19 protein-coding genes are annotated in these 23,243 nt (G+C 58.4%); 18 read left to right on the plus strand and 1 reads right to left on the minus strand.

Annotation, left to right across the window (positions count from 1 at the left end):
* Positions 1–46 precede the first annotated feature (46 nt).
* The 16 genes from rseP (at position 47) to ispD (ending at position 20,107) form a co-directional block, all read left to right on the plus strand.
* A complete protein-coding gene (gene rseP / locus ACZRKZ_RS01825) occupies positions 47–1,399 on the plus strand; it encodes a sigma E protease regulator RseP (protein WP_463980547.1) in 1,353 nt (450 codons plus the stop codon).
* Between the two features lie 74 nt (positions 1,400–1,473).
* A complete protein-coding gene (bamA, locus tag ACZRKZ_RS01830) occupies positions 1,474–3,861 on the plus strand; it encodes an outer membrane protein assembly factor BamA (protein ID WP_463968221.1) in 2,388 nt (795 codons plus the stop codon).
* A gap of 45 nt (positions 3,862–3,906) precedes the next feature.
* Positions 3,907–4,410, plus strand: coding sequence for an OmpH/Skp family outer membrane protein (locus ACZRKZ_RS01835; RefSeq protein WP_003219314.1), 504 nt, complete (start codon positions 3,907–3,909; stop codon positions 4,408–4,410).
* A gap of 3 nt (positions 4,411–4,413) precedes the next feature.
* The gene (lpxD, locus tag ACZRKZ_RS01840) at positions 4,414–5,469 is read left to right on the plus strand and encodes a UDP-3-O-(3-hydroxymyristoyl)glucosamine N-acyltransferase (protein WP_463980548.1); all 1,056 of its coding nucleotides are present in this window, start codon (positions 4,414–4,416) and stop codon (positions 5,467–5,469) included.
* A gap of 110 nt (positions 5,470–5,579) precedes the next feature.
* Positions 5,580–6,020: a 3-hydroxyacyl-ACP dehydratase FabZ gene (fabZ, locus tag ACZRKZ_RS01845; RefSeq protein ID WP_133099411.1), complete on the plus strand. Its 441-nt coding sequence runs from the start codon at positions 5,580–5,582 to the stop codon at positions 6,018–6,020.
* A complete protein-coding gene (lpxA, locus tag ACZRKZ_RS01850) occupies positions 6,017–6,793 on the plus strand; it encodes an acyl-ACP--UDP-N-acetylglucosamine O-acyltransferase (protein WP_463968223.1) in 777 nt (258 codons plus the stop codon). The genes fabZ and lpxA overlap by 4 nt, the downstream gene beginning before the upstream one ends.
* Positions 6,794–6,795: 2 nt before the next feature.
* A complete protein-coding gene (gene lpxB / locus ACZRKZ_RS01855; RefSeq protein ID WP_463968224.1) occupies positions 6,796–7,935 on the plus strand; it encodes a lipid-A-disaccharide synthase in 1,140 nt (379 codons plus the stop codon).
* Complete coding sequence (rnhB, locus tag ACZRKZ_RS01860) at positions 7,932–8,564, plus strand: ribonuclease HII (RefSeq protein ID WP_463968225.1); 633 nt, start codon at positions 7,932–7,934, stop codon at positions 8,562–8,564. Before lpxB ends, rnhB begins: the two co-directional genes overlap by 4 nt.
* Before the next feature lie 122 nt (positions 8,565–8,686).
* Positions 8,687–12,208, plus strand: coding sequence for a DNA polymerase III subunit alpha (dnaE, locus tag ACZRKZ_RS01865; RefSeq protein WP_463968226.1), 3,522 nt, complete (start codon positions 8,687–8,689; stop codon positions 12,206–12,208).
* A 153-nt stretch (positions 12,209–12,361) separates the two neighbouring features.
* Positions 12,362–13,309, plus strand: a complete 948-nt coding sequence (locus ACZRKZ_RS01870; protein ID WP_463980549.1) for an acetyl-CoA carboxylase carboxyltransferase subunit alpha — start codon at positions 12,362–12,364, stop codon at positions 13,307–13,309.
* Between the two features lie 111 nt (positions 13,310–13,420).
* Positions 13,421–14,749: a tRNA lysidine(34) synthetase TilS gene (tilS, locus tag ACZRKZ_RS01875; RefSeq protein ID WP_463980550.1), complete on the plus strand. Its 1,329-nt coding sequence runs from the start codon at positions 13,421–13,423 to the stop codon at positions 14,747–14,749.
* A gap of 273 nt (positions 14,750–15,022) precedes the next feature.
* On the plus strand, positions 15,023–16,654 hold the full coding sequence (locus ACZRKZ_RS01880; protein WP_463968229.1) for a CTP synthase: 1,632 nt from the start codon (positions 15,023–15,025) through the stop codon (positions 16,652–16,654).
* A gap of 5 nt (positions 16,655–16,659) precedes the next feature.
* A complete protein-coding gene (gene kdsA / locus ACZRKZ_RS01885; protein WP_133099403.1) occupies positions 16,660–17,505 on the plus strand; it encodes a 3-deoxy-8-phosphooctulonate synthase in 846 nt (281 codons plus the stop codon).
* A gap of 157 nt (positions 17,506–17,662) precedes the next feature.
* Positions 17,663–18,952 carry a phosphopyruvate hydratase gene (gene eno, locus ACZRKZ_RS01890; RefSeq protein WP_133099402.1) on the plus strand — a complete coding sequence of 430 codons (1,290 nt, stop codon included), beginning with the start codon at positions 17,663–17,665 and terminating at the stop codon, positions 18,950–18,952.
* Between the two features lie 172 nt (positions 18,953–19,124).
* Positions 19,125–19,403 carry a cell division protein FtsB gene (gene ftsB, locus ACZRKZ_RS01895; RefSeq protein ID WP_205477030.1) on the plus strand — a complete coding sequence of 93 codons (279 nt, stop codon included), beginning with the start codon at positions 19,125–19,127 and terminating at the stop codon, positions 19,401–19,403.
* Positions 19,400–20,107, plus strand: a complete 708-nt coding sequence (ispD, locus tag ACZRKZ_RS01900) for a 2-C-methyl-D-erythritol 4-phosphate cytidylyltransferase (RefSeq protein WP_463980551.1) — start codon at positions 19,400–19,402, stop codon at positions 20,105–20,107. The genes ftsB and ispD overlap by 4 nt, the downstream gene beginning before the upstream one ends.
* A gap of 30 nt (positions 20,108–20,137) precedes the next feature.
* On the opposite strand, the gene ACZRKZ_RS01905 is transcribed toward ispD, so the two are convergent.
* Entirely contained in the window at positions 20,138–21,034 is an 897-nt protein-coding gene (locus tag ACZRKZ_RS01905; protein WP_463980552.1) for a LysR substrate-binding domain-containing protein, read from the minus strand.
* Between the two features lie 108 nt (positions 21,035–21,142).
* On the opposite strand from ACZRKZ_RS01905, the gene ACZRKZ_RS01910 reads away from it, so the two are divergent.
* Both ACZRKZ_RS01910 and fghA read left to right on the plus strand, forming a co-directional pair.
* Complete coding sequence (locus tag ACZRKZ_RS01910) at positions 21,143–22,255, plus strand: S-(hydroxymethyl)glutathione dehydrogenase/class III alcohol dehydrogenase (RefSeq protein ID WP_463980553.1); 1,113 nt, start codon at positions 21,143–21,145, stop codon at positions 22,253–22,255.
* Positions 22,256–22,345: 90 nt separating this feature from the next.
* Complete coding sequence (fghA, locus tag ACZRKZ_RS01915; protein WP_463980554.1) at positions 22,346–23,191, plus strand: S-formylglutathione hydrolase; 846 nt, start codon at positions 22,346–22,348, stop codon at positions 23,189–23,191.
* The last annotated feature ends 52 nt before the right edge of the window (positions 23,192–23,243 follow it).

Raw genomic sequence — 23,243 nt, forward strand, 5'->3', positions numbered from 1 at the left:
GCGCGCTTGAGCCTGTAGGCACTGGATTGGAATGCGGAGAAATTAGATGAGTGCGCTCTACATGATTGTCGGCACCCTGGTTGCTCTGGGTGTGCTGGTCACCTTCCACGAATTCGGCCACTTCTGGGTGGCGCGTCGTTGTGGCGTCAAGGTTCTGCGTTTTTCCGTCGGTTTCGGGGTGCCGTTGCTGCGCTGGCATGACCGTCAAGGCACCGAGTTTGTGATTGCCGCCATTCCCTTGGGCGGGTACGTCAAGATGCTCGACGAGCGCGAAGGCGAAGTGCCCGCTGATCAGTTGGACCAATCCTTCAATCGCAAGACCGTTCGTCAGCGCATTGCCATCGTTGCTGCGGGGCCTATCGCCAACTTTTTGCTGGCCATGGTGTTCTTCTGGGTGCTGGCGATGTTGGGCAGCCAGCAGGTGCGTCCGGTTATCGGGGCGGTGGAGGCGGGCAGTATCGCGGCCAAGGCCGGGCTGATCGCAGGCCAGGAAATTGTTGCCATTGATGGCGAGCCTACCACCGGTTGGGGCGCGGTCAATTTGCAGTTGGTGCGCCGCCTGGGTGAAAGCGGCACCGTGAAGCTGGTGGTGCGCGAGCAGGATTCCACGGCCGAAACGCCGCGGGAACTGGCCCTCGACAACTGGCTCAAGGGCGCCGACGAGCCTGATCCGATCAAGTCTCTGGGGATTCGTCCATGGCGGCCCTCCTTGCCACCGGTGCTGGCAGAGCTGGACCCCAAGGGCCCTGCGCAAGCTGCAGGGCTGAAAACCGGCGACCGCCTGTTGGCCCTTGATGGCCAGGCACTGGGTGACTGGCAGCAAGTGGTCGATCTGGTGCGTGTACGCCCTGATACCAAAATTGTGCTGAAAGTTGAGCGCGACGGTGCTCAAATCGACGTCCCTGTCACCCTGGCGGTGCGCGGGGAAGCCAAGGCGGCCGGGGGTTATCTGGGCGCCGGGGTGAAAGGTGTCGAGTGGCCACCTTCGATGGTGCGTGAGATAAGTTTCGGGCCGTTGGCCGCAATTGGCGAGGGCGCGCGACGCACTTGGACCATGAGTGTGTTGACCCTCGATTCCCTCAAGAAAATGTTGTTCGGCGAGCTCTCGGTAAAAAACTTGAGTGGACCGATAACCATTGCTAAAGTGGCGGGCGCTTCTGCCCAGTCGGGCATGGCTGATTTCCTGAATTTCCTGGCTTATCTGAGTATTAGCCTCGGGGTTCTGAATTTGTTGCCCATTCCAGTATTGGATGGGGGGCATCTGTTGTTTTATCTGGTCGAGTGGGTGCGTGGTCGCCCCTTGTCGGATCGGGTGCAGGGTTGGGGGATACAGATCGGTATCAGTTTGGTGGTCGGGGTGATGTTGTTAGCCTTGGTCAACGATCTGGGACGACTGTAACGCTTCGCTGAATTGCGAATCTGCCGCATTTTGCGGCAGTTTGTTTATTGCCAGTTGGAATAAGAAAGGACTTCATGAAACGTCTGCTGCTAACTGCGGTTCTCACCGTATTGATGATCGCCGAAGTTCACGCCGAGTCCTTCACCATCTCCGATATTCGCGTCAACGGCCTCCAGCGGGTTTCCGCGGGTAGCGTCTTTGGCGCCTTGCCGTTGAACGTCGGGGAACAGGCTGATGATCGTCGCCTGGTGGAATCCACTCGTGCGCTGTTCAAAACCGGTTTCTTTCAAGACATCCAATTGGGGCGCGAAGGCAACGTCCTGGTCATCACTGTCGTCGAGCGACCGTCCGTCGCCAGTATCGAGATCGAAGGCAACAAGGCGATCTCCACTGAAGACTTGATGAAAGGTCTCAAGCAATCGGGCCTTGCCGAAGGCGAGATCTTCCAGCGTGCCACCCTCGAAGGCGTACGTAACGAGCTGCAACGTCAATATGTTGCCCAGGGTCGTTATTCCGCCTCGGTGGAAACCGAGGTGGTGCCGCAGCCGCGTAATCGTGTAGGCCTCAAGGTCAACATCAACGAAGGTACCGTGGCGGCCATCCAGCACATCAACGTGGTGGGTAACACCAAGTTCGCTGACGAGGACCTGATCGGCCTGTTCGAGCTCAAGACCACCAACTGGCTGTCGTTTTTCAAGAACGATGACAAGTACGCCCGTGAAAAGCTTTCCGGTGACTTGGAGCGTCTGCGTTCCTATTACCTGGACCGTGGCTATATCAACATGGATATCGCTTCGACGCAGGTGTCCATCACCCCGGACAAGAAGCACGTCTACATCACCGTCAACGTCAACGAAGGCGAGAAGTATCGCGTTCGTGACGTGAAGCTCAGCGGCGACTTGAAAGTGCCTGAAGACCAGGTCAAGTCCCTGTTGCTGGTGCAGAAGGACCAGGTGTTCTCGCGCAAGCTGATGACCACCACGTCCGAACTGATCACCCGCCGCCTGGGTAACGAGGGCTACACCTTCGCCAACGTCAATGGCGTGCCCACCCCGCACGATGATGACCACACAGTGGACATCACCTTTGTCGTCGATCCTGGCAAGCGTGCCTATGTAAACCGCATCAACTTCCGTGGCAACACCAAGTCCGAGGACGAAGTGCTGCGTCGTGAAATGCGCCAGATGGAAGGTGGTTGGGCTTCGACCTACTTGATCGACCAGTCCAAGACCCGTCTTGAACGCCTGGGCTTCTTCAAGGAAGTCAATGTCGAAACCCCGGCCGTGCCAGGCGTGGATGACCAGGTTGACGTGAACTATGCAGTAGAAGAGCAAGCGTCCGGTTCGATCACCGCCAGCGTTGGCTTCGCACAAAGTGCCGGCCTGATCCTTGGTGGCTCCATCACCCAGAACAACTTCCTGGGTACCGGTAACAAGGTCAGCATCGGCCTGACCCGAAGCGAATACCAGAGCCGCTATAACTTCGGTTATGTCGACCCCTACTGGACAGCTGACGGCGTGAGCCTGGGCTACAACGCTTTCTATCGCACCACCGACTACAAAGACCTTGACGTCGACGTTGCAAGCTATGCAATCGACAGCCTGGGTGCTGGCGTCAACATCGGTTATCCGATCAGCGAGACCTCGCGCCTGACCTTTGGCTTTACCGCGCAACAGGATGAGATCAAGACCGGTGTCTACACCGTGGATGAGATCTTTGACTTCGTGCGTACCGAGGGTGACAAGTTCCTCAACTTCAAGGCCTCGGCTGGCTGGTCGGAATCGACCCTGAACAAAGGGGTGCTGGCGACACGCGGTCACTCCCAGAGCCTGACACTGGAAAGCACTACTCCAGGCAGCGACCTGTCGTTCTTCAAGCTTGATTACCGCGGCCAGTTGTTCACGCCGCTGAGCGACAACTACACCATGCGCCTGCACACTGAACTGGGCTACGGTGACGGTTACGGTTCGACCAATGGCCTGCCGTTCTACGAGAACTACTACGCGGGTGGTTTCAACTCGGTACGTGGCTTCAAGGACAGCACCCTGGGCCCTCGTGGTACCCCGAGCCGTGGTGTGGGTGTAACCGGTAACCGCGGTACCGATCCGGACTCGGACAACGACCCACTGCCATTCGGTGGTAACGTGTTGATTCAAGGTGGCGCGGAGATCCTGTTTCCTCTGCCGTTCGTCAAGGATCAACGCTCCCTGCGAACCTCGGTCTTCTGGGATGTGGGTAACGTGTTCGATTCCAAGTGTGATCAGATCACCAACCCGAGCGGTGTGAAGTCCCAGACTCAGTGCAACGACGTCAGTCTCAGCAACCTGGCAAGCTCTGTGGGTGTTGGCGTGACCTGGATTACGGCCCTAGGCCCATTGAGCTTTGCTCTGGCCATGCCGATCAAGAAACCGGATAACGCTGAAACCCAGATTTTCCAATTCTCCCTCGGCCAGACGTTCTAAGCGTCTGACCTAAGATAACGACAACGGATTCTGTAGGAGTGCATCGTGCGTAAGTTGACTCAATTGGTTCTCCTGGCGACTGTCCTGGTAGCAACCCCGGCCTTTGCCGAAATGAAAATCGCTGTCCTGAACTATCAGATGGCCCTGCTGGAATCCGATGCGGCCAAGAAATACGCCGTGGATGCCGAGAAGAAATTCGGTCCGCAACTGACCAAGCTCAAGACTCTGGAAAGCAGCGCCAAGGGTATTCAGGATCGTCTGGTCGCCGGTGGCGACAAAATGCAGCAAGGTGAGCGCGAGCGTCTGGAGCTTGAATTCAAGCAAAAGGCCCGTGACTATCAGTTCCAATCCAAGGAGCTGAACGAAGCCAAGGCTGTTGCTGACCGTGAAATGCTCAAGCAACTCAAGCCAAAACTCGACAGCGCCGTGGAAGAAGTCATCAAGAAGGGTGCCTTTGACCTGGTCTTCGAGCGTGGCGCCGTGATTGATGTCAAACCTCAGTACGACATCACCCGTCAGGTGATCGAGCGCATGAACCAGCTGAAGTAACCCATGACCGCGACTATAAAACTTGGCCAGCTGGCCGAGTTCCTGGGGGCCACCTTACATGGCTCCCCGGAGAAGGAAATCACTGGGCTAGCCACCTTGCAGGAGGCTGGCCCAGCTCAGTTGAGCTTTCTGGCAAACCCCCAATACCGTAAATACCTGGGCGATACCCAGGCCGCAGCCGTGTTGCTGAAGGCCGCTGATGCCGAAGGGTTTGCCGGGGACGCGCTCGTTGTTGCCGACCCGTACCTGTCTTACGCACGGGTGTCCCACCTGTTCGATCCAAAACCCAAGGCTGCTGCCGGTATTCATCCCTCGGCAGTGATTGCTGATGACGCCCAGGTTGATCCTGCGGCGAGCATTGGCGCTTTTGCGGTGATCGAGAGTGGCGCCCGCATTGGTGCCGGTGTGACGGTAGGGGCCCAGTGCTTTATCGGTGCCCGCAGTGAAGTTGGTGCCGGTGGCTGGCTCGCGCCGCGCGTGACCCTGTACCACGATGTGCGTATTGGGCAGCGTGTGGTGATTCAGTCGGGCGCCGTGATCGGCGGCGAGGGCTTCGGCTTCGCCAATGAAAAAGGCGTTTGGCAGAAGATCGCTCAGGTTGGCGGCGTATTGATCGGCGACGACGTAGAAATTGGCGTCAACACCGCTATTGATCGCGGGGCTCTGGCCGATACCGTGATTGGTAACGGCGTGAAGCTGGACAACCAGATTCAGATCGCTCACAACGTGCAGATTGGCGATCATACGGCCATGGCCGCCTGCGTGGGGATTTCCGGCAGCACCAAGATCGGCAAGCATTGCATGCTGGCTGGCGGCGTCGGGTTGGTGGGTCATATCGAAATCTGCGACAACGTATTCATCACCGGCATGACCATGGTGACCCATTCGATTACTGAGCCTGGGTCCTATTCTTCCGGTACGGCCATGCAACCTGCTGCCGAATGGCGCAAGAGTGCGGCCCGATTGAGGCAGCTCGACGACATTGCTCGACGCCTGAAACATTTGGAAAAGCGTGTTGGGGACGTGACCCCTGGCGGTAATGCTTCATCAGATGGCTGAGACCATTTCCATATCAAGTGTGCACAGCCGCTAGACTGCCTCCTTGATTTGCTAGAGGGGCGCGCCTTAGTCCGCGCGCTCCCAATCTTTATTACAGGCTTCCCCCCGAAATGATGGACATCAACGAGATTCGCGAATACCTGCCTCACCGTTACCCGTTCCTGCTGGTGGATCGTGTCGCGGAGCTGGATGTTGAGCGTAAGTACATTCGTGCCTACAAGAATGTCAGCATCAACGAGCCTTTTTTCAACGGTCACTTCCCTGCGCATCCAATCATGCCGGGTGTATTGATCATTGAAGCGATGGCCCAGGCTGCTGGTATCCTTGGTTTCAAAATGCTCGACCTGAAGCCTGCTGATGGCACGCTTTACTATTTCGTGGGTTCCGACAAGCTGCGTTTTCGCCAGCCAGTCACTCCGGGCGACCAGTTGATCCTTGAGGCCACGTTCCTGAGCTGCAAGCGTCAAATCTGGAAATTCCAGTGCCAGGCGTCGGTTGACGGCAAGCCTGTGTGCTCTGCTGAAATCATCTGTGCGGAACGCAAACTATGAGTTTGATTGACCCTCGCGCAATCATCGATCCGACGGCCGTCCTGGCCGCCGACGTCGAGGTCGGCCCTTGGTCGATCATCGGCGCAGGTGTGGAAATCGGCGAGGGGACAGTCATCGGGCCACATGTGATCCTCAAAGGTCCGACCCGGATTGGCAAACACAATCGCATTTACCAGTTTTCATCGATAGGCGAAGACACGCCTGACATGAAGTACAAGGGTGAAGAGACCCGCCTGGTAATCGGTGATCACAACATCATCCGTGAAGGCGTGACCATTCACCGTGGCACTGTCCAGGATCGTGCCGAGACCACCTTGGGTGATCACAACCTGGTGATGGCTTACGCGCATATTGGGCATGACAGCGTCATCGGCAACCACTGTATCCTGGTCAACAACACCGCGTTGGCCGGCCATGTGCATGTTGATGACTGGGCGATCCTGTCGGGCTTCACCCTGGTTCATCAGTATTGCCATATCGGTGCACACAGCTTTTCCGGCATGGGTACCGCCATCGGCAAGGATGTTCCGGCATTTGTCACGGTATTCGGCAACCCTGCCGAGGCCCGCAGCATGAACTTCGAGGGCTTGCGTCGTCGTGGCTTCAGCGAAGAGGCTATCCATGCCCTGCGCCGCGCCTACAAGGTGGTCTACCGCCAGGGGTTGACGGTTGATCAGGCCTTGGCCGAATTGGTTGAACCGGCATCGCTGTTTCCGGAAGTCGCGATGTTCCGTGATTCGATTCAGGCATCGACTCGCGGCATCACCCGTTAATCATGGCCAAGTTGCGTATAGCGCTGGTCGCCGGAGAAGCTTCCGGCGATATTCTCGGCGCAGGTCTAATGCGGGCCCTCAAGGCCCAGCACCCGGCGGTTGAATTTCTGGGTGTCGGCGGCCCACTGATGCAGGCCGAAGGGCTAACCTCCTATTTCCCCATGGAACGCCTTTCGGTGATGGGGCTGGTAGAGGTGCTGGGACGTTTGCGTGAGCTGCTGGCTCGCCGTAAAAAGCTGATCCAGACCCTGATCGAAGAAAAGCCCGACGTCTTTATTGGCATCGATGCTCCGGACTTCACCCTCAATATCGAACTCAAGTTGCGTCAGGCCGGAATCAAGACTGTGCATTACGTCAGCCCGTCTGTGTGGGCATGGCGGCAGAAGCGCGTGTTGAAGATTCGCGAAGGCTGCGACCTGATGCTGACCCTGCTGCCGTTCGAGGCCAGGTTCTACGAAGAGAAGGGTGTGCCGGTGCGTTTCGTCGGTCATACCCTGGCCGACACCATCCCGCTTCACGCTGACCGTGCCGCCGCCCGCGCCGAACTGGACTTGCCGGAAGGGCCGCTGGTGGCCTTGATGCCGGGTAGCCGCGGCGGTGAAGTCGGCCGCCTTGGTGCGCTGTTTTTTGATGCAGCTGAACGTCTGCAAGCCTTGAAGCCGGGTGTGCGGTTCGTATTGCCGTGCGCCAGCCCTCAGCGTCGTGCGCAAATTGAAGAATTGCTGGTGGGGCGCAACTTGCCGTTGAGCCTGCTCGACGGCGGTTCGCACCTGGCCTTGGCCGCTTGCGATGCCGTGTTGATCGCTTCCGGCACCGCCACCCTGGAGGCCTTGCTCTACAAGCGCCCCATGGTTGTGGCTTATCGCCTGGCGCCGCTGACCTATTGGATTCTCAAGCGCATGGTCAAAAGCCCGTATATCTCCTTGCCCAACTTGCTGGCCCAGCGTCTGCTGGTGCCCGAGTTGTTGCAGGACGATGCAACGGCTGAAGCCTTGGCGCAGACGTTGCTCCCTTTGATTGACGGCGGTGAAGAGCAAACCCGTGGTTTTGACGAGATTCACCGGACCTTGCGCCGTGACGCGTCAAACCAGGCCGCTGATGCGGTCCTGACCTTGATCGGCCACACACAGGAAGCCCTATGAAGACGCAAATTGGCCTGGATTTCAGCCTGGTCGCCGAAGCTCATGAATTGGTTGCCGGTGTCGATGAGGTCGGTCGCGGCCCCCTCTGTGGTGCAGTTGTCACGGCTGCGGTGATTCTCGACCCGACCCGGCCGATTATCGGCCTCAACGATTCGAAGAAACTCACCGAAGCCCGTCGTGAAAAACTCTACGACGAGATTTGCGAGAAAGCCCTGAGCTGGCATATCGCCCGGGCCGAAGTCGAAGAAATCGATGAACTGAACATCCTCCACGCTACGATGCTCGCCATGCAGCGCGCCGTAGAAGGGCTGCACATCGCGCCAAAACTGGCGATGATCGACGGCAACCGCTGCCCGAAACTGTCGATGCCGGCTGAGGCCGTGGTCAAGGGCGATAGCAAGGTCCCGGCAATTGCCGCTGCATCGATCCTGGCCAAGGTCAGCCGCGACCGTGAAATGGCTGCTTTCGAATTGATCTACCCCGGCTACGGCATTGGCGGGCACAAAGGCTACCCGACGCCCGTTCATCTGGAAGCTTTGGCTCGTCTGGGTCCGACCCCGATTCACCGCCGCTCGTTTGCCCCGGTTCGCCAGGCTTATGAGGCGCGGGAAAGCCTTATCGAGATCTAGCAGCAAGGCTGATGTTTTTGCCAAGGCCCGGTACAATCCGGCCTTTAAAGCGTACCAAGCGCAGTAGCTTTAAATGCCGGATTTCCGGGCCTTGTTGTTTTCACGTTTTGTACAGGATCACTATGCCGGCTTCATTCGTTCACCTACGCCTGCACACTGAATACTCCCTGGTCGACGGCCTGGTACGGATCAAACCGCTGGTCAAAACCCTGGTGGGCATGAAAATGCCGGCCGTTGCGGTTACTGATCAGAACAACATGTGTTCCCTGGTCAAGTTCTACAAGGCCGCCATGGGTGCTGGCATCAAGCCGATCTGCGGTGCCGACCTGTGGCTGTCCAACAAAGATCCGGATAACCCCCTGAGCCGCATCAGCCTGTTGGCGATGAACGGCGTCGGTTATCGCAACCTTACCGAACTGATTTCCCGTGGCTTTATCGATGGGCAACGCAACGGCTCGATCATCATCGAGCGTGAGTGGGTGGCCGAAGCCAGCGAAGGGCTGATCATGCTCTCGGCAGCCAAAGAGGGTGAAATCGGCATCGCCCTCTTGGGCGGCAATCCTCACGAGGCTGAAGTCCTCGCCCGTGAGTGGATGGAGGTTTTCCCCAATCGCTTCTACCTGGAAATCCAGCGCACCAACCGTCCCAACGATGAAGAGCAGTTGCACGCCGCCGTGGCCCTGGCCGAGAAAATCGGCGCGCCGCTGGTAGCGACCAACGACGTGCGCTTTATCAAGAAAGAAGACTACGAGGCTCACGAAACCCGCGTCTGCATCGGCGAAGGCCGGGCGCTGGACGATCCGCGTCGCTCGAAAAACTACAGCGAAGAGCAATACCTCAAAAGCGCCGATGAAATGGCTGAGTTGTTCAGCGACTTGCCCGAGGCGCTGGAAAACTCCGTCGAGATTGCCAAACGCTGCAATATTGAAGTGAAGCTGGGCAAGCACTTCCTGCCCAACTTCCCGATTCCCGATGGCCTGACCATCGACGAGTATTTTCGCAAGGTTTCTTTCGACGGGCTGGAAGATCGACTGAGCGTTCTGATGCCCAGGGACACCACCGAAGACTACGAGGCCAAGCGCCAGGTCTATGTCGATCGACTGAATTTCGAGCTGGATATCATTATCCAGATGGGATTCCCCGGTTACTTCCTGATCGTAATGGACTTTATCCAGTGGGCCAAAAGCAATGGCGTCCCGGTTGGCCCAGGTCGTGGGTCGGGTGCCGGGTCGCTGGTGGCCTATGTGCAGAAGATCACCGACCTTGACCCGCTGGAATATGACCTGCTGTTCGAACGGTTCCTGAACCCGGAACGGGTATCGATGCCCGACTTCGACGTCGACTTCTGCATGGACGGTCGCGACCGGGTTATCGAGTACGTGGCTGAAAAGTATGGCCGCAACGCCGTAAGCCAGATCATCACCTTCGGTTCCATGGCGGCGAAAGCGGTAATCCGTGACGTGGCTCGGGTGCAGGGCAAGTCCTACGGCCTGGCTGACCGCCTGTCGAAGATGATCCCTTTTGAAGTCGGCATGACCCTGGAAAAAGCCTACGAGCAGGAAGAAATCCTGCGGGACTTCATCAAGATCGATGAAGAAGCGGCGGAAATCTGGGACATGGCCCGCAAGCTCGAAGGTGTGGTGCGTAACGTCGGTAAGCACGCCGGCGGTGTGGTGATCGCGCCGACCAAGTTGACCGACTTTTCGCCGATCTATTGCGATGAAGAAGGCGGCGGCCTGGTCACCCAGTTCGACAAGGATGACGTGGAGGCGGCCGGCCTGGTGAAGTTCGACTTCCTTGGCCTGCGGACCCTGACGATCATCGATTGGGCGCTGAAGACCATCAACCGCGAGCGCGCCAAGATCGACGAGCCGCCGCTGGATATCGCCTTTATCCCGCTGGACGACAAACCGACCTACCAGTTGCTGCAAAAGGCCGAAACCACGGCGGTGTTCCAGCTGGAATCACGCGGCATGAAGGAGCTGATCAAAAAGCTCAAGCCCGACTGCCTGGAAGACTTGATCGCACTGGTGGCCCTGTTCCGTCCGGGCCCGCTGCAATCAGGCATGGTGGATGACTTCATCAACCGTAAGCACGGTCGCGCCGAGCTCGCCTACCCGCACTCCGATTACCAGTACGAAGGCCTCAAGCCAGTATTGGCGCCAACCTACGGCATTATCCTGTATCAGGAACAGGTGATGCAGATTGCCCAGGTCATGGCCGGCTACACACTCGGCGGCGCCGACATGCTGCGTCGTGCCATGGGTAAGAAAAAGCCCGAGGAAATGGCCAAGCAGCGCGGCGGGTTCATTGAAGGTTGCACGGCCAACAACATTGAGGCTGACCTGGCCGGTAACATCTTTGACCTGGTGGAAAAATTCGCCGGTTACGGCTTTAACAAATCCCACTCCGCGGCTTATGGCCTGGTCTCGTACCAGACCGCCTGGCTGAAAACGCACTATCCGGCGCCGTTTATGGCGGCGGTACTGTCTGCCGATATGCACAACACCGACAAGGTCGTGACCTTGATCGAGGAAGTGCGGACCATGAAGCTGCGCCTCGATGCGCCGGACGTGAACACCTCCGAGTTCAAGTTCACGGTAAATGACGAAGGCCGCATCATTTATGGCCTAGGCGCGATCAAGGGTGTGGGCGAAGGCCCGGTGGAGGCGATTACCGAAGCGCGTCAGGATGGGCCGTTCAAGGACCTGTTCGACTTCTGCGCGCGGGTCGACCTCAAGCGGATCAACAAGCGCACCCTTGACGGTTTGATTCGTAGTGGTGCGCTGGATCGTCTCGGTCCTTACTTTCATGACGAGCCGAAGGCTTACCAGGCCAATATCGACCGCAACCGTGCAGTCTTGCTGACCGCAATGGAAGAGGCGATCAAGGCCGCCGAACAAACCGCCCGCACCCACGACAGTGGCCATGCCGACCTGTTTGGCGGCCTGTTCGTCGAAGAAGACGCCGATGTCTACGCCAATCACCGCAAAGCCAAGGACCTGACCCTCAAGGAACGCCTCAAGGGCGAGAAGGACACCCTGGGCCTGTACCTTACTGGTCACCCGATTGACGAGTACGAAGGGGAAATTCGCCGTTTCGCCCGCCAGCGGATCATCGACCTGAAGCCGGCGCGAGATACCCAGACCGTCGCGGGGATGATCATCGCCCTGCGGGTGATGAAGAACAAAAAGGGTGACAAGATGGGCTTTATCACCCTCGACGACCGTTCTGGCCGAATCGAGGCTTCCTTGTTTGCCGACGCATTCCACTCTGCCCAATCGCTGTTGCAGACCGACGCCATGGTGGTGGTGGAAGGGGAGGTCAGCAACGATGACTTCTCCGGTGGCCTGCGCCTGCGGATCAAGCGGGTGATGAGCATGGAAGATGCGCGCACCAACCTTGCCGAAAGCCTGCGCCTGAAAGTGCGGACTGAAGCGCTTAAAGGTGATCAACTACGCTGGTTGGGGGACTTGCTCAAGCGTCATCGTGGTGCATGCCCAGTGACCATGGAGTACACCGGCAGCGATGCAAAGGCCATGCTGCAGTTTGGCGAGACCTGGCGAATCGACCCGGCAGACGGCTTGATTCAAGCATTGCGTGACCAGTTTGGGCGTGACAACGTCTTCCTCCAATACCGTTGACGGTCATGGGGCTTCTTTGCCATGAAGAGCAAGCGCCCTGACCTCGACCCAATATTTAATCTCGACCTAAACGCGCCTCTCCCTTAAGGTAGGGCGCGAATAGATAATCGGCTGGCCAGGCACCCCTTGGCCGTCGACCCAAGACGGACGCTTATGAACCCGAATTTTCTTGATTTCGAACAGCCGATCGCTGACCTGCAAGCCAAGATCGAAGAACTGCGCCTGGTCGGCAATGACAATTCGCTGAACATAGGCGATGAAATCTCCCGCCTGCAAGACAAGAGCAGCACGCTCACCGAAGACATCTTCGGCAAGCTGACCAGTTGGCAGATCGCGCGCCTGGCCCGCCACCCGCGCCGTCCGTACACCCTGGACTACATCGAGCACATCTTCACCGAGTTCGATGAGCTGCATGGCGACCGTCACTTCTCCGACGACGCTGCCATTGTTGGCGGTATCGCTCGCCTGGACGACCAGCCAGTGATGGTGATTGGTCACCAGAAAGGCCGTGAAGTGCGCGAGAAGGTTCGCCGCAACTTCGGTATGCCTCGTCCGGAGGGCTACCGCAAGGCCTGCCGCCTGATGGAAATGGCTGAACGCTTCAAAATGCCGATCCTGACCTTTATCGACACCCCAGGTGCCTACCCAGGCATCGACGCCGAAGAACGCAACCAGAGCGAAGCGATTGCCTGGAACCTTCGGGTCATGGCACGACTGAAAACCCCGATCATCGCCACCGTGATCGGTGAAGGTGGTTCCGGCGGTGCACTGGCCATTGGCGTGTGCGATCAACTGAACATGCTGCAATATTCGACCTACGCGGTGATTTCGCCGGAAGGTTGTGCCTCGATCCTGTGGAAAACTGCCGAGAAAGCGCCGGATGCCGCAGAAGCGATGGGTATCACCGCCGAGCGCCTGAAAGGTCTGGGTATCGTTGATAAGGTCATCGCCGAGCCATTGGGTGGCGCCCATCGCGATCCGGCGGCCGTGGCCGCTTCGATCCGTGCCGAACTGAGCGCACAGCTGTCGATGCTCAAGAAGTTCGACAATGACGCACTGCTGGCCCGCCGTTACGAGCGACTGATGAGCTACGGTCTCTGATCGATCACCGATCTGACAGACACTGAAGAGCTAATGTGGGGGCCGGACTTGCCTGGCTCCCACATTTGATCGCTATACGTTTCGAAGGTGATTCTGCTCGGACGATACTCGATGAAACCTTTCAAGCCGGATCTTCCCGTCAGGCTCCTGCAAGCACTAGCCCCCTGGCGCAATGCCCCGGCCTGGCACATCGCTTTCTCCGGTGGCCTCGACTCCACCGTCCTGCTGCACCTTTTGGCTACGCTGGCCAAGACCGAAAACCTCCCGCCACTCAGTGCTGTCCATGTCCATCATGGGCTGCAAGCTGCGGCCGATGCTTGGCCGGCTCATTGCCAAGCCTTGTGCGACACGCTGGGCGTGCCACTGCAGGTCATCCGCGTAAAGGTGCAGCCTGGCGCAAGCCTGGAGCGTGCGGCCCGTGAGGCGCGGTATCAGGCGTTCGGCCAAGTGACCAGGGCAGGGGAGCTGCTGCTCACGGGCCAACACCGCGATGACCAGGCTGAAACCCTGTTGTTTCGATTATTGCGTGGGGCGGGCGTGCGCGGGCTGGCGGCTATGCCTGTGCAGCGTCCATTGGGTGATGGCTACCTGCTGCGACCGCTGCTAGATACGTCGCGCATCGAATTGGAAGCCTACGCTCATGAGCAGCAGTTAACCTGGGTCGAAGACCCGTCCAACGCCGACCCGAGCTTCTCGCGCAACTACCTGCGCCATCACGTGCTCCCGCTGCTGATCGAGCGCTGGCCTAGGGCCGTCAGCACCATGGCCCGCAGCGCCGAGCATCTGAGCGAGGCCCAGGGTTTACTCGATGAATTGGCGCTGATGGACTTGCAGGCCGCCAGCCAGCCCTCGATGTTCCCCTGGCTGGCATTGCCATCCCTGGCCCTTGAACCGCTTTCCATGCTTTCCGAGGCCCGTCAGCGCAACGCCTTGCGACACTGGCTGACACCGCTGAGCCGTTTGCCCGACAGTGATCACTGGGCTGGCTGGAGTGCGTTGCGTGATGCTGCGGCAGACGCCCAGCCTCTGTGGCGCCTGGCAGACGGCCAGTTGCATCGGTCTGGCGGGCGTATCTGGTGGTTGCCTGCCGGCTGGTCGGATTTTTCTGACGCTCCGGCGAGCTGGTCACACCCTGAAAACCCACTACAGTTACCCGGTAATGGTCATCTGTATTTTAGCGGCACTGCGCCCAAAGGCCCACTGCACATACGCTACCGCCAGGGCGGCGAAGTCATGGAGGTGCCAGGGCGAGGTCGCCGCGACCTTAAGCGTTTGCTTAACGAAAGCGGGGTGCCGGGCTTTGTCCGTGGCAGATTGCCGCTGCTGTACCGCGACAAGCAATTATTGGCCCTGCCGAACCTGCCTGGGCTGGCGGCAAGTGCCCGTGGCGACTGGGAATTACATTGGATACCTGCAACACGCGATCAAGGTTTGAGCTGATAGCCCCTTTCCGGTAGACTACGCTCCCTTCTTGATACAACTTCTGTGGATTCGCCTGAATCGCAGCAGTTGCCGATTACCAAGCAGTCTTTGCTGGGCGATTCCAAAAAATGTGTAGCGATCAACGTACCGGTGTTCCACTGCTGGTCTGTCATAACGCGGCGGTTTTTTTGAAAGATGCACTGTGATTAATGCAGGTGATCGGGGGCTTCGGCCTTCCTTCGCTTTCCCCGGCGGCTCGGACCGCTTTAACGCAGACTTCTAGGGTTTTTCATGACGCGCTACATATTCGTCACGGGCGGTGTTGTTTCTTCATTGGGGAAAGGCATTGCCTCCGCTTCATTGGCGGCCATCCTGGAGGCGCGGGGACTTAAGGTCACCATGCTCAAGCTGGACCCGTACATTAACGTTGACCCGGGCACCATGAGCCCGTTCCAGCACGGTGAAGTGTTCGTCACCCACGACGGCGCCGAGACTGACCTGGACCTGGGCCACTACGAGCGGTTCATCCGCACGACCATGACCCAGAACAACAACTTCACCACCGGCCGTGTCTACGAGCACGTGCTGCGCAAGGAGCGCCGTGGCGACTACCTGGGTGCAACCATCCAGGTGATCCCGCACATCACCGACGAAATCAAGCGCCGCATCATCAAGGGTGCCGGCGATGCCGACGTGGCCATGGTCGAGATCGGTGGCACCGTTGGCGACATCGAATCCCAACCGTTCCTCGAAGCCATCCGCCAGTTGCGTTTCGAAGTCGGCGCCAAGCGCGCGATGCTGATGCACCTGACTCTGGTGCCGTACATCGCCACCGCCGGCGAAACCAAAACCAAGCCTACCCAGCACTCGGTCAAGGAACTGCGTTCCATCGGCCTGCAGCCAGATGTGCTGGTGTGCCGCTCCGACCACGCGATCGATATCGCTTCGCGTCGCAAGATCGCCCAGTTCACCAACGTTGAAGAGCGTGCGGTGATTGCCCTGGAAGACGCCGACACCATCTACAAGATCCCGGGCATCCTGCACGCTCAGGGCCTGGATGATTTTGTCGTCGAACGTTTCGGCCTGCAATGTGGCGGCGCTGATCTGTCCGAGTGGGAAGCTGTGGTTGACGCCAAGCTCAACCCTGAGCATGAAGTCACCATCGCCATGGTCGGCAAGTACATGGAACTGCTGGATGCCTACAAGTCGCTGATCGAAGCGATGAGCCATGCGGGCATCAGCAACCGCACCAAGGTCAACCTGCGCTATATCGACTCCGAAGACATCGAGAACCAGGGCACCGCGTTGCTGGAAGGCGTCGATGCCATCCTGGTGCCGGGCGGCTTCGGTCTGCGTGGCGTGGAAGGCAAGATCACTGCCGTTCAATACGCTCGGGAAAACAAGGTGCCTTACCTGGGTATCTGCCTGGGCATGCAAGTGGCGGTCATTGAGTTCGCCCGTAACGTGATGGGCTGGAAAGACGCCAACTCCACCGAGTTTGATCGCGCCAGCGGCCACCCGGTCGTCGGCCTGATCACCGAGTGGGAAGATGCCACCGGCGCTGTTGAGACCCGTACCGAAACCTCCGACCTGGGCGGCACCATGCGCCTTGGCGCGCAGGATTGCCTGCTGGAGTCAGGCTCGCTGGTTCACGATTGCTACGGCAAGGACGTGATCGTCGAGCGTCACCGTCATCGTTATGAAGTGAACAACAAGCTGCTGCCACAGATCCTGGAAGCCGGTCTGAAAGTTTCCGGTCGCTCCGGTGATGGCGCGTTGGTTGAAGTGGTCGAAGCGCCAGATCATCCATGGTTCGTCGCTTGCCAGTTCCACCCAGAGTTCACCTCGACACCTCGTGACGGTCACCCGTTGTTCAGCGGCTTCGTCAAAGCTGCACTGACGCAACATCAGAAGAAGGCGTAAACCTGATGGCCCAGAAGATCATTCGCGTAGGCGACATCGAGATTGCCAACGACAAGCCAATGGTGCTGTTCGGCGGAATGAACGTGCTGGAAAGCCGCGATATGGCGATGAAGGTCTGTGAAGAGTACGTCAAGGTCACCCAGAAACTGGGTATCCCTTACGTGTTCAAGGCCAGCTTCGACAAGGCCAACCGTTCGTCTGTGACCTCCTATCGCGGCCCGGGCCTTGAAGAAGGCATGCGGATCTTCCAGGACATCAAGCAAGCTTTCGGCGTGCCGATCATCACCGACGTCCACGAGTCTGAACAGGCCGCCGTGGTCGCCGAAGTGTGCGACATCATCCAGTTGCCGGCCTTCCTGTCGCGCCAGACCGACCTCGTGGTCGCGATGGCCAAGACTGGCGCTGTGATCAATATCAAGAAAGCCCAGTTCCTCGCGCCCCAGGAAATGAAACACATCCTGAGCAAGTGCGTGGAAGCGGGTAACGACCAGTTGATCCTCTGCGAACGCGGTTCCAGCTTCGGCTACAACAACCTCGTGGTGGACATGCTCGGTTTCGGCATCATGAAACAGTTCGAATACCCAGTGTTCTTCGACGTGACCCACGCGCTGCAAATGCCCGGTGGTCGCTCCGATTCCGCTGGCGGGCGTCGTGCCCAGGTATTGGATCTGGCCAAGGCCGGCATCAGCCAGTCCCTGGCTGGTCTGTTCCTGGAAGCCCACCCGGACCCGGACAACGCCAAGTGCGATGGTCCGTGTGCCCTGCGCCTGGACAAGCTGGAGCCATTTCTGGCCCAGCTCAAGCAGTTGGACGAACTGGTCAAGAGTTTTCCGACGGTAGAGACCGCGTAAAGCCGATTTCTCCGGTAAAGTATCCCACGCTAAATGCTCAGGCCCTCGGGCCTGAGTCTTGTCGTCTGCAAGTCTGCCCCGTTGTTCCACCCTTGCGGTCGGTCAAAAGATTTCCTTCAGCTGCGTCGTTTTCGTCAACTTTGGAGTGTTTACAACAATGGCAAAAATCGTCGACATCAAAGGTCGTGAAGTTCTCGACTCCCGTGGCAACCCCACCGTCGAAGCCGACGTGCTTCTCGATAACGGCATCATCGGCAGCGCCTGCGCGCCGTCCGGTGCTTCCACCGGTTCCCGTGAAGCACTGGAACTACGTGATGGCGACAAGAGCCGTTACCTGGGCAAGGGTGTACTCAAGGCTGTAGCCAACATCAACGGTCCGATCCGCGACCTGTTGCTGGGCAAGGACCCGCTGGACCAGAAAGCCCTCGATCACGCGATGATCAAGCTCGATGGTACCGAAAACAAAGGCAGTCTGGGCGCCAACGCGATCCTCGCCGTATCCCTGGCTGCTGCCAAGGCTGCTGCACAGGATCAGGACCTGCCGCTGTACGCGCACATCGCCAACCTCAACGGTACACCGGGCGTCTACTCGATGCCGGTACCGATGATGAACATCATCAACGGTGGCGAGCACGCCGATAACAACGTCGACATCCAGGAATTCATGGTGCAGCCGGTTGGCGCCAAGACCTTCTCCGAAGGCCTGCGTATGGGCACCGAGATTTTTCATCACCTCAAGGCTGTGCTGAAGGCTCGTGGCCTGAGCACTGCTGTTGGTGACGAAGGTGGTTTCGCGCCGAACCTGGCATCCAACGAAGATGCACTGAAAGTGATCTCCGAAGCCGTGGCCAACGCTGGCTACAAGCTGGGCACCGACGTGACCCTGGCCTTGGACTGCGCTGCCAGCGAATTCTACGAAGACGGCAAGTACAACCTGTCCGGCGAAGGCCAGGTGTTCAACTCCGAAGGTTTTGCTGACTACCTCAAAGGCTTGAGCGAACGCTACCCGATCATCTCCATTGAAGATGGCCTGGACGAGTCCGATTGGGACGGCTGGAAAATCCTCACCGACAAGATCGGCGAGAAAATCCAACTGGTGGGCGACGACTTGTTCGTGACCAACACCAAGATCCTGAAAGAAGGCATCGACAAAAAGATCGCCAACTCGATCCTGATCAAGTTCAACCAGATCGGCACCCTGACCGAAACCCTGGAAGCCATCCAGATGGCCAAGGCGGCTGGTTACACTGCTGTGATCTCCCACCGCTCCGGCGAAACTGAGGACTCGACCATTGCCGACCTGGCCGTGGGTACCTCGGCGGGCCAGATCAAGACCGGCTCCCTGTGCCGTTCCGATCGCGTGTCCAAGTACAACCAATTGCTGCGTATCGAAGAGCAGCTGGGCGCCAAAGCCAAGTACAACGGTCGTAGCGAGTTTCGCGGCTGATTGTTAAATGGTAAAAAGTCAGCAGATTGTGTCGGAAAAATCACGACAGCGTGAATTTCGACGCTAATCTCATGGCTATCAAGCACAAGCCTGGTTTTTCCAGGCTTCGTGCTATCAGTTACTTCAAAAGTTTTTGCATGGCTGTCTTTTTTCACTGGATACCCGATATTCGATGCGCAGTCCCAATTGGTTGTTCCTCGTCTTGCTCTTGCTCCTGGCTGGCCTGCAGTACCGCCTATGGGTGGGGAATGGCAGCCTGGCGCAGGTAACCGACCTGACCCAGCAAATTGCCGCACAGCACGCCGAAAACGAGGTGTTGCTGGAGCGCAACCGTGTGCTCGATGCCGAAGTGCTTGAGTTGAAAAAAGGCCTGGAGACCGTAGAAGAACGGGCTCGTCATGAATTGGGTATGGTCAAGGAGGGCGAAACCCTCTACCAGTTGGCCCAATGAACCACTGCTTGCCGGCCTTCTGGGCCGTGATTCCTGCCGCGGGCGTTGGTGCCCGTATGGCCGCGGACCGTCCCAAGCAATACTTGCAACTGGGCGGGCGCACTATTCTCGAACACAGCCTCGGCTGTTTTCTCGACCATCCTGACCTTAAGGGGCTGGTGGTCAGTCTCGCTGTTGATGATCCTTATTGGCCGGCTCTGCCGTGTGCCGGTGATCCGCGCATTGCTCGGGTGGATGGCGGCGAAGAGCGTTCGGGCTCGGTGCTCAACGCGTTGCTGCACTTGCATACCCTGGGTGCCGGTGATGACGATTGGGTGTTGGTGCACGATGCGGCACGGCCGAACTTGAGTCGCTATGACCTGGACAAATTGTTGTCGGAATTGGCGGATGACCCGGTAGGCGGTTTGCTGGCGGTACCTGCTCGCGACACCCTCAAGCGTGTCGATAAGCACGGGCGAGTGGTAGAGACCGTTGATCGCAGCCTGATCTGGCAAGCCTATACGCCGCAGATGTTTCGCCTGGGCGCCTTGCATCGGGCTTTGGCTGACAGCCTGGTGGCTGATGCCGTGATCACCGATGAAGCTTCGGCCATGGAATGGTCCGGCCAGGCGCCGCGCTTGATCGAAGGGCGCTCGGACAATATCAAAGTGACTCGTCCCGAGGACTTGGAGTGGCTGCGACTTCGGTGGTCGAATCGCAGATAAATGTGGCATGGCGTAGTAGATTGCTGCCCTTCAGTCGCTGTACTCCGGCCTTCCAGCCAACCCCTCTTTCAAAAACTCCACCAGCTTGCGCACCTTAGGCGACAAGTGCCGTTGCTGCGGATACAGCGCCCATACCGCCGTATTTGGCGGTTGATGACCCTCAAGCAACGACACCAGTGCGCCGCTGTGCAAATGTTCCAGCACGTAATAGTCCGGCAACTGACACAAGCCCACCCCTTGCAGCGCTGCATCTAAAACCGCCTGCCCACTGTTGCAGCGCCAGTTTCCATGCACTCGCTGGGAAAATTCCCGTCCGTCTTGTGCCAACTGCCAGATATCCGAACTGCCGATCAGACAGTTATGCCGACTCAATTCCGACAAGCTGTGTGGCCGTCCATACCGCTCAAGGTAGGAAGGAGACGCGCAGAGGTACATGCGCCGTGGCGCCAGGCGGCTGGCGACCATCCTTGAGTCTTGCAGGCGTCCAAGGCGAATCGCCAGGTCCAGCCCTTCGTGGACCAGGTCCAGTTGGCGGTTGCTCAGCTCGATATCTACCCGCAGTTGTGGGTAAAGTCCCATGAACTGCGTCACCAGCGGCACGATAAAGCGTTCGCCATAGGCCACGGCGCAGGTCATGCGCAACATGCCTTTGGGTTCGCTGGCCAGGTCGCCCACTGCCCGTAGGGCTTCCTCGCGGCCATCCTGCAGACGTTGGCAATGTTGCAGAAAGGTCTGGCCGGCCTCGGTCAGCGTTACCCGTCGGGTGCTTCGGTACAGCAGGCGGGTTTGCAGGCGTTCTTCCAGGCGCGCCACCTGGCGACTGATATGGGACGAGGACACCCCAAGACGTTCGGCGGCCGCCGTAAATTGGCTGCACTCGGCCACGGCAACGAACTCATCGATGCCTTCCCAGCGGTTTTCCAGCATGGTGATTATCCCTGTGCAGCAATAATGTTTTGCTTTTGCCTGGATTATTAATCAGTCAGCCGTGTTTTACACTGTTGGTCTTGTTTTATAACTCCATGGAGAATCCGGATGATCAAGTCCCGCGCTGCCGTAGCCTTCGAGGCCAAGAAACCCCTTGAGATCGTTGAAGTCGATGTCGCCATGCCCAAGGCGGGTGAAGTGCTGTTGCGCGTGGTCGCCTCCGGTGTTTGCCATACTGATGCTTTCACTTTGTCGGGCGCCGATCCGGAAGGCATCTTCCCGTCTATCCTCGGCCATGAAGGCGGCGCGATAGTCGAAGCCATTGGCGAAGGCGTGACATCGGTGGCGGTGGGCGACCACGTGATCCCGCTGTACACCCCGGAATGTGGCAAGTGCAAATTCTGCCTGTCGGGCAAGACCAACCTGTGCCAGGCGATTCGTGCCACTCAGGGCAAGGGTTTGATGCCAGATGGCACTTCGCGCTTTTCCTATAAGGGTCAGCCGATTTTCCACTACATGGGCACCTCGACTTTCTCTGAGTACACCGTGTTGCCGGAAATCTCCGTGGCCAAGATCCCCAAGGATGCGCCCCTGGAAAAAGTCTGCCTGCTGGGCTGCGGCGTCACTACTGGCATCGGTGCGGTGATCAACACCGCCAAGGTCAAGCCGGGCGATACCGTGGCCATCTTCGGCCTGGGCGGTATTGGTCTTTCGGCGGTCATTGGTGCGGTCAAGGCCAAGGCCGCACGCATCATTGCCATCGACATCAACCCGACCAAGTTCGAGATTGCCAAGCAACTGGGTGCCACTGACTGCATCAACCCGAAAGACTATGACCGCCCGATCCAGGACGTGATTGTTGATTTGACCGACGGCGGCGTGGACTTTTCCTTCGAATGCATCGGCAATGTTCAACTGATGCGTGCGGCCCTTGAATGCTGCCACAAAGGCTGGGGCGAGTCGGTGATTATCGGTGTGGCTGGTGCTGGCCAGGAGATATCCACTCGTCCGTTCCAGTTGGTGACCGGTCGCGTCTGGCGCGGTTCGGCGTTCGGTGGCGTGCGCGGTCGCAGCGAGCTGCCAAGCTATGTGGAAATGGCCCAGACCGGTGAAATTCCTTTGGATACCTTCATTACTCACACCATGGGCCTTGAAGATATCAACAAGGCATTCGACCTGATGCATGAAGGCAAAAGCATCCGTACCGTCATTCATTTCTGAAGAGCAGCGGCAAGTTGCAAGCTATAAGCGGCAAGGGGGAGCGACTCTCTTGCAGTTTGAGGCTTGTGACTTGAAGCTGGGAGCACTCCCATGACCCTGGAAAATATTTCCTGCCAGAAGAGTTTTGGCGGTTGGCATAAACGTTACAAACACAGCTCCCGCGTACTGGGCTGTGACATGACGTTCGCCGTCTACCTGCCGCCGCAAGCGGAGCAGGGCGGCAAATTGCCGGTGCTGTACTGGCTGTCGGGGCTGACTTGTACCGATGAAAACTTCATGCAAAAGGCGGGTGCGATGCGTGTTGCGGCCGAGTTGGGGCTGATCATCGTTGCGCCGGATACCAGCCCGCGTGGGGCCGGTGTGCCTGGGGATCCGGACGGTGCCTGGGATTTCGGTCTGGGTGCCGGGTTTTATCTGAATGCCACCCAGGAGCCTTGGGCCAAGCACTATCGGATGCATGACTACGTGGTGCAGGAATTGCCGGAACTGGTCGAGGCGCATTTCCCAGCCTCCGGCAAGCGCGGCATCAGCGGCCACTCCATGGGCGGCCATGGGGCGCTGGTGTGTGCCTTGCGCAATCCGGGGCGTTATCAATCGGTGTCGGCGTTCTCGCCGATCAACAATCCTATGGATTGCCCGTGGGGTCAGAAGGCGTTCTCCCGCTACCTGGGGGATGAGCGCTCGAAGTGGCGTGAGTGGGATGCCTGTGTGTTGATCAGCGAAGCTACGCAAAAGCTGCCGTTACTGGTGGACCAGGGCGATCGCGATGATTTTCTTGAGGTGCAACTCAAGCCCGAAGCCTTGCAGCAAGCCGCCAGGGCGGCCAACCATCCGCTCAAGCTGCGGCTGCAGCCGGGCTATGACCACAGCTACTTCTTTATCGCCAGCTTCATCGAAGACCATTTGCGACATCATGGACGCGCTTTGCTCGGTTAATGTCGGGCAAAAGTAGGTAGAATCACGCCCTGAATTAAATCGGGGCGTTTTT

The organism is Pseudomonas sp. c313 (genome assembly GCF_055407145.1).

Bases quoted from the DNA above. Each gene is read 5' to 3' on its own strand.
- eno (WP_133099402.1), top strand. From the start codon at position 17,663: ATGGCAAAAATCGTCGACATCAAAGGTCGTGAAGTTCTCGACTCCCGT.
- ACZRKZ_RS01880 (WP_463968229.1), top strand. From the start codon at position 15,023: ATGACGCGCTACATATTCGTCACGGGCGGTGTTGTTTCTTCATTGGGG.
- rseP (WP_463980547.1), top strand. From the start codon at position 47: ATGAGTGCGCTCTACATGATTGTCGGCACCCTGGTTGCTCTGGGTGTG.
- tilS (WP_463980550.1), top strand. From the start codon at position 13,421: ATGAAACCTTTCAAGCCGGATCTTCCCGTCAGGCTCCTGCAAGCACTA.
- fghA (WP_463980554.1), top strand. From the start codon at position 22,346: ATGACCCTGGAAAATATTTCCTGCCAGAAGAGTTTTGGCGGTTGGCAT.
- lpxD (WP_463980548.1), top strand. From the start codon at position 4,414: ATGACCGCGACTATAAAACTTGGCCAGCTGGCCGAGTTCCTGGGGGCC.
- ACZRKZ_RS01910 (WP_463980553.1), top strand. From the start codon at position 21,143: ATGATCAAGTCCCGCGCTGCCGTAGCCTTCGAGGCCAAGAAACCCCTT.
- fabZ (WP_133099411.1), top strand. From the start codon at position 5,580: ATGATGGACATCAACGAGATTCGCGAATACCTGCCTCACCGTTACCCG.
- ACZRKZ_RS01870 (WP_463980549.1), top strand. From the start codon at position 12,362: ATGAACCCGAATTTTCTTGATTTCGAACAGCCGATCGCTGACCTGCAA.
- ACZRKZ_RS01905 (WP_463980552.1), bottom strand. From the start codon at position 21,034: ATGCTGGAAAACCGCTGGGAAGGCATCGATGAGTTCGTTGCCGTGGCC.
- ispD (WP_463980551.1), top strand. From the start codon at position 19,400: ATGAACCACTGCTTGCCGGCCTTCTGGGCCGTGATTCCTGCCGCGGGC.
- lpxA (WP_463968223.1), top strand. From the start codon at position 6,017: ATGAGTTTGATTGACCCTCGCGCAATCATCGATCCGACGGCCGTCCTG.
- kdsA (WP_133099403.1), top strand. From the start codon at position 16,660: ATGGCCCAGAAGATCATTCGCGTAGGCGACATCGAGATTGCCAACGAC.
- bamA (WP_463968221.1), top strand. From the start codon at position 1,474: ATGAAACGTCTGCTGCTAACTGCGGTTCTCACCGTATTGATGATCGCC.
- lpxB (WP_463968224.1), top strand. From the start codon at position 6,796: ATGGCCAAGTTGCGTATAGCGCTGGTCGCCGGAGAAGCTTCCGGCGAT.
- ftsB (WP_205477030.1), top strand. From the start codon at position 19,125: ATGCGCAGTCCCAATTGGTTGTTCCTCGTCTTGCTCTTGCTCCTGGCT.
- rnhB (WP_463968225.1), top strand. From the start codon at position 7,932: ATGAAGACGCAAATTGGCCTGGATTTCAGCCTGGTCGCCGAAGCTCAT.
- dnaE (WP_463968226.1), top strand. From the start codon at position 8,687: ATGCCGGCTTCATTCGTTCACCTACGCCTGCACACTGAATACTCCCTG.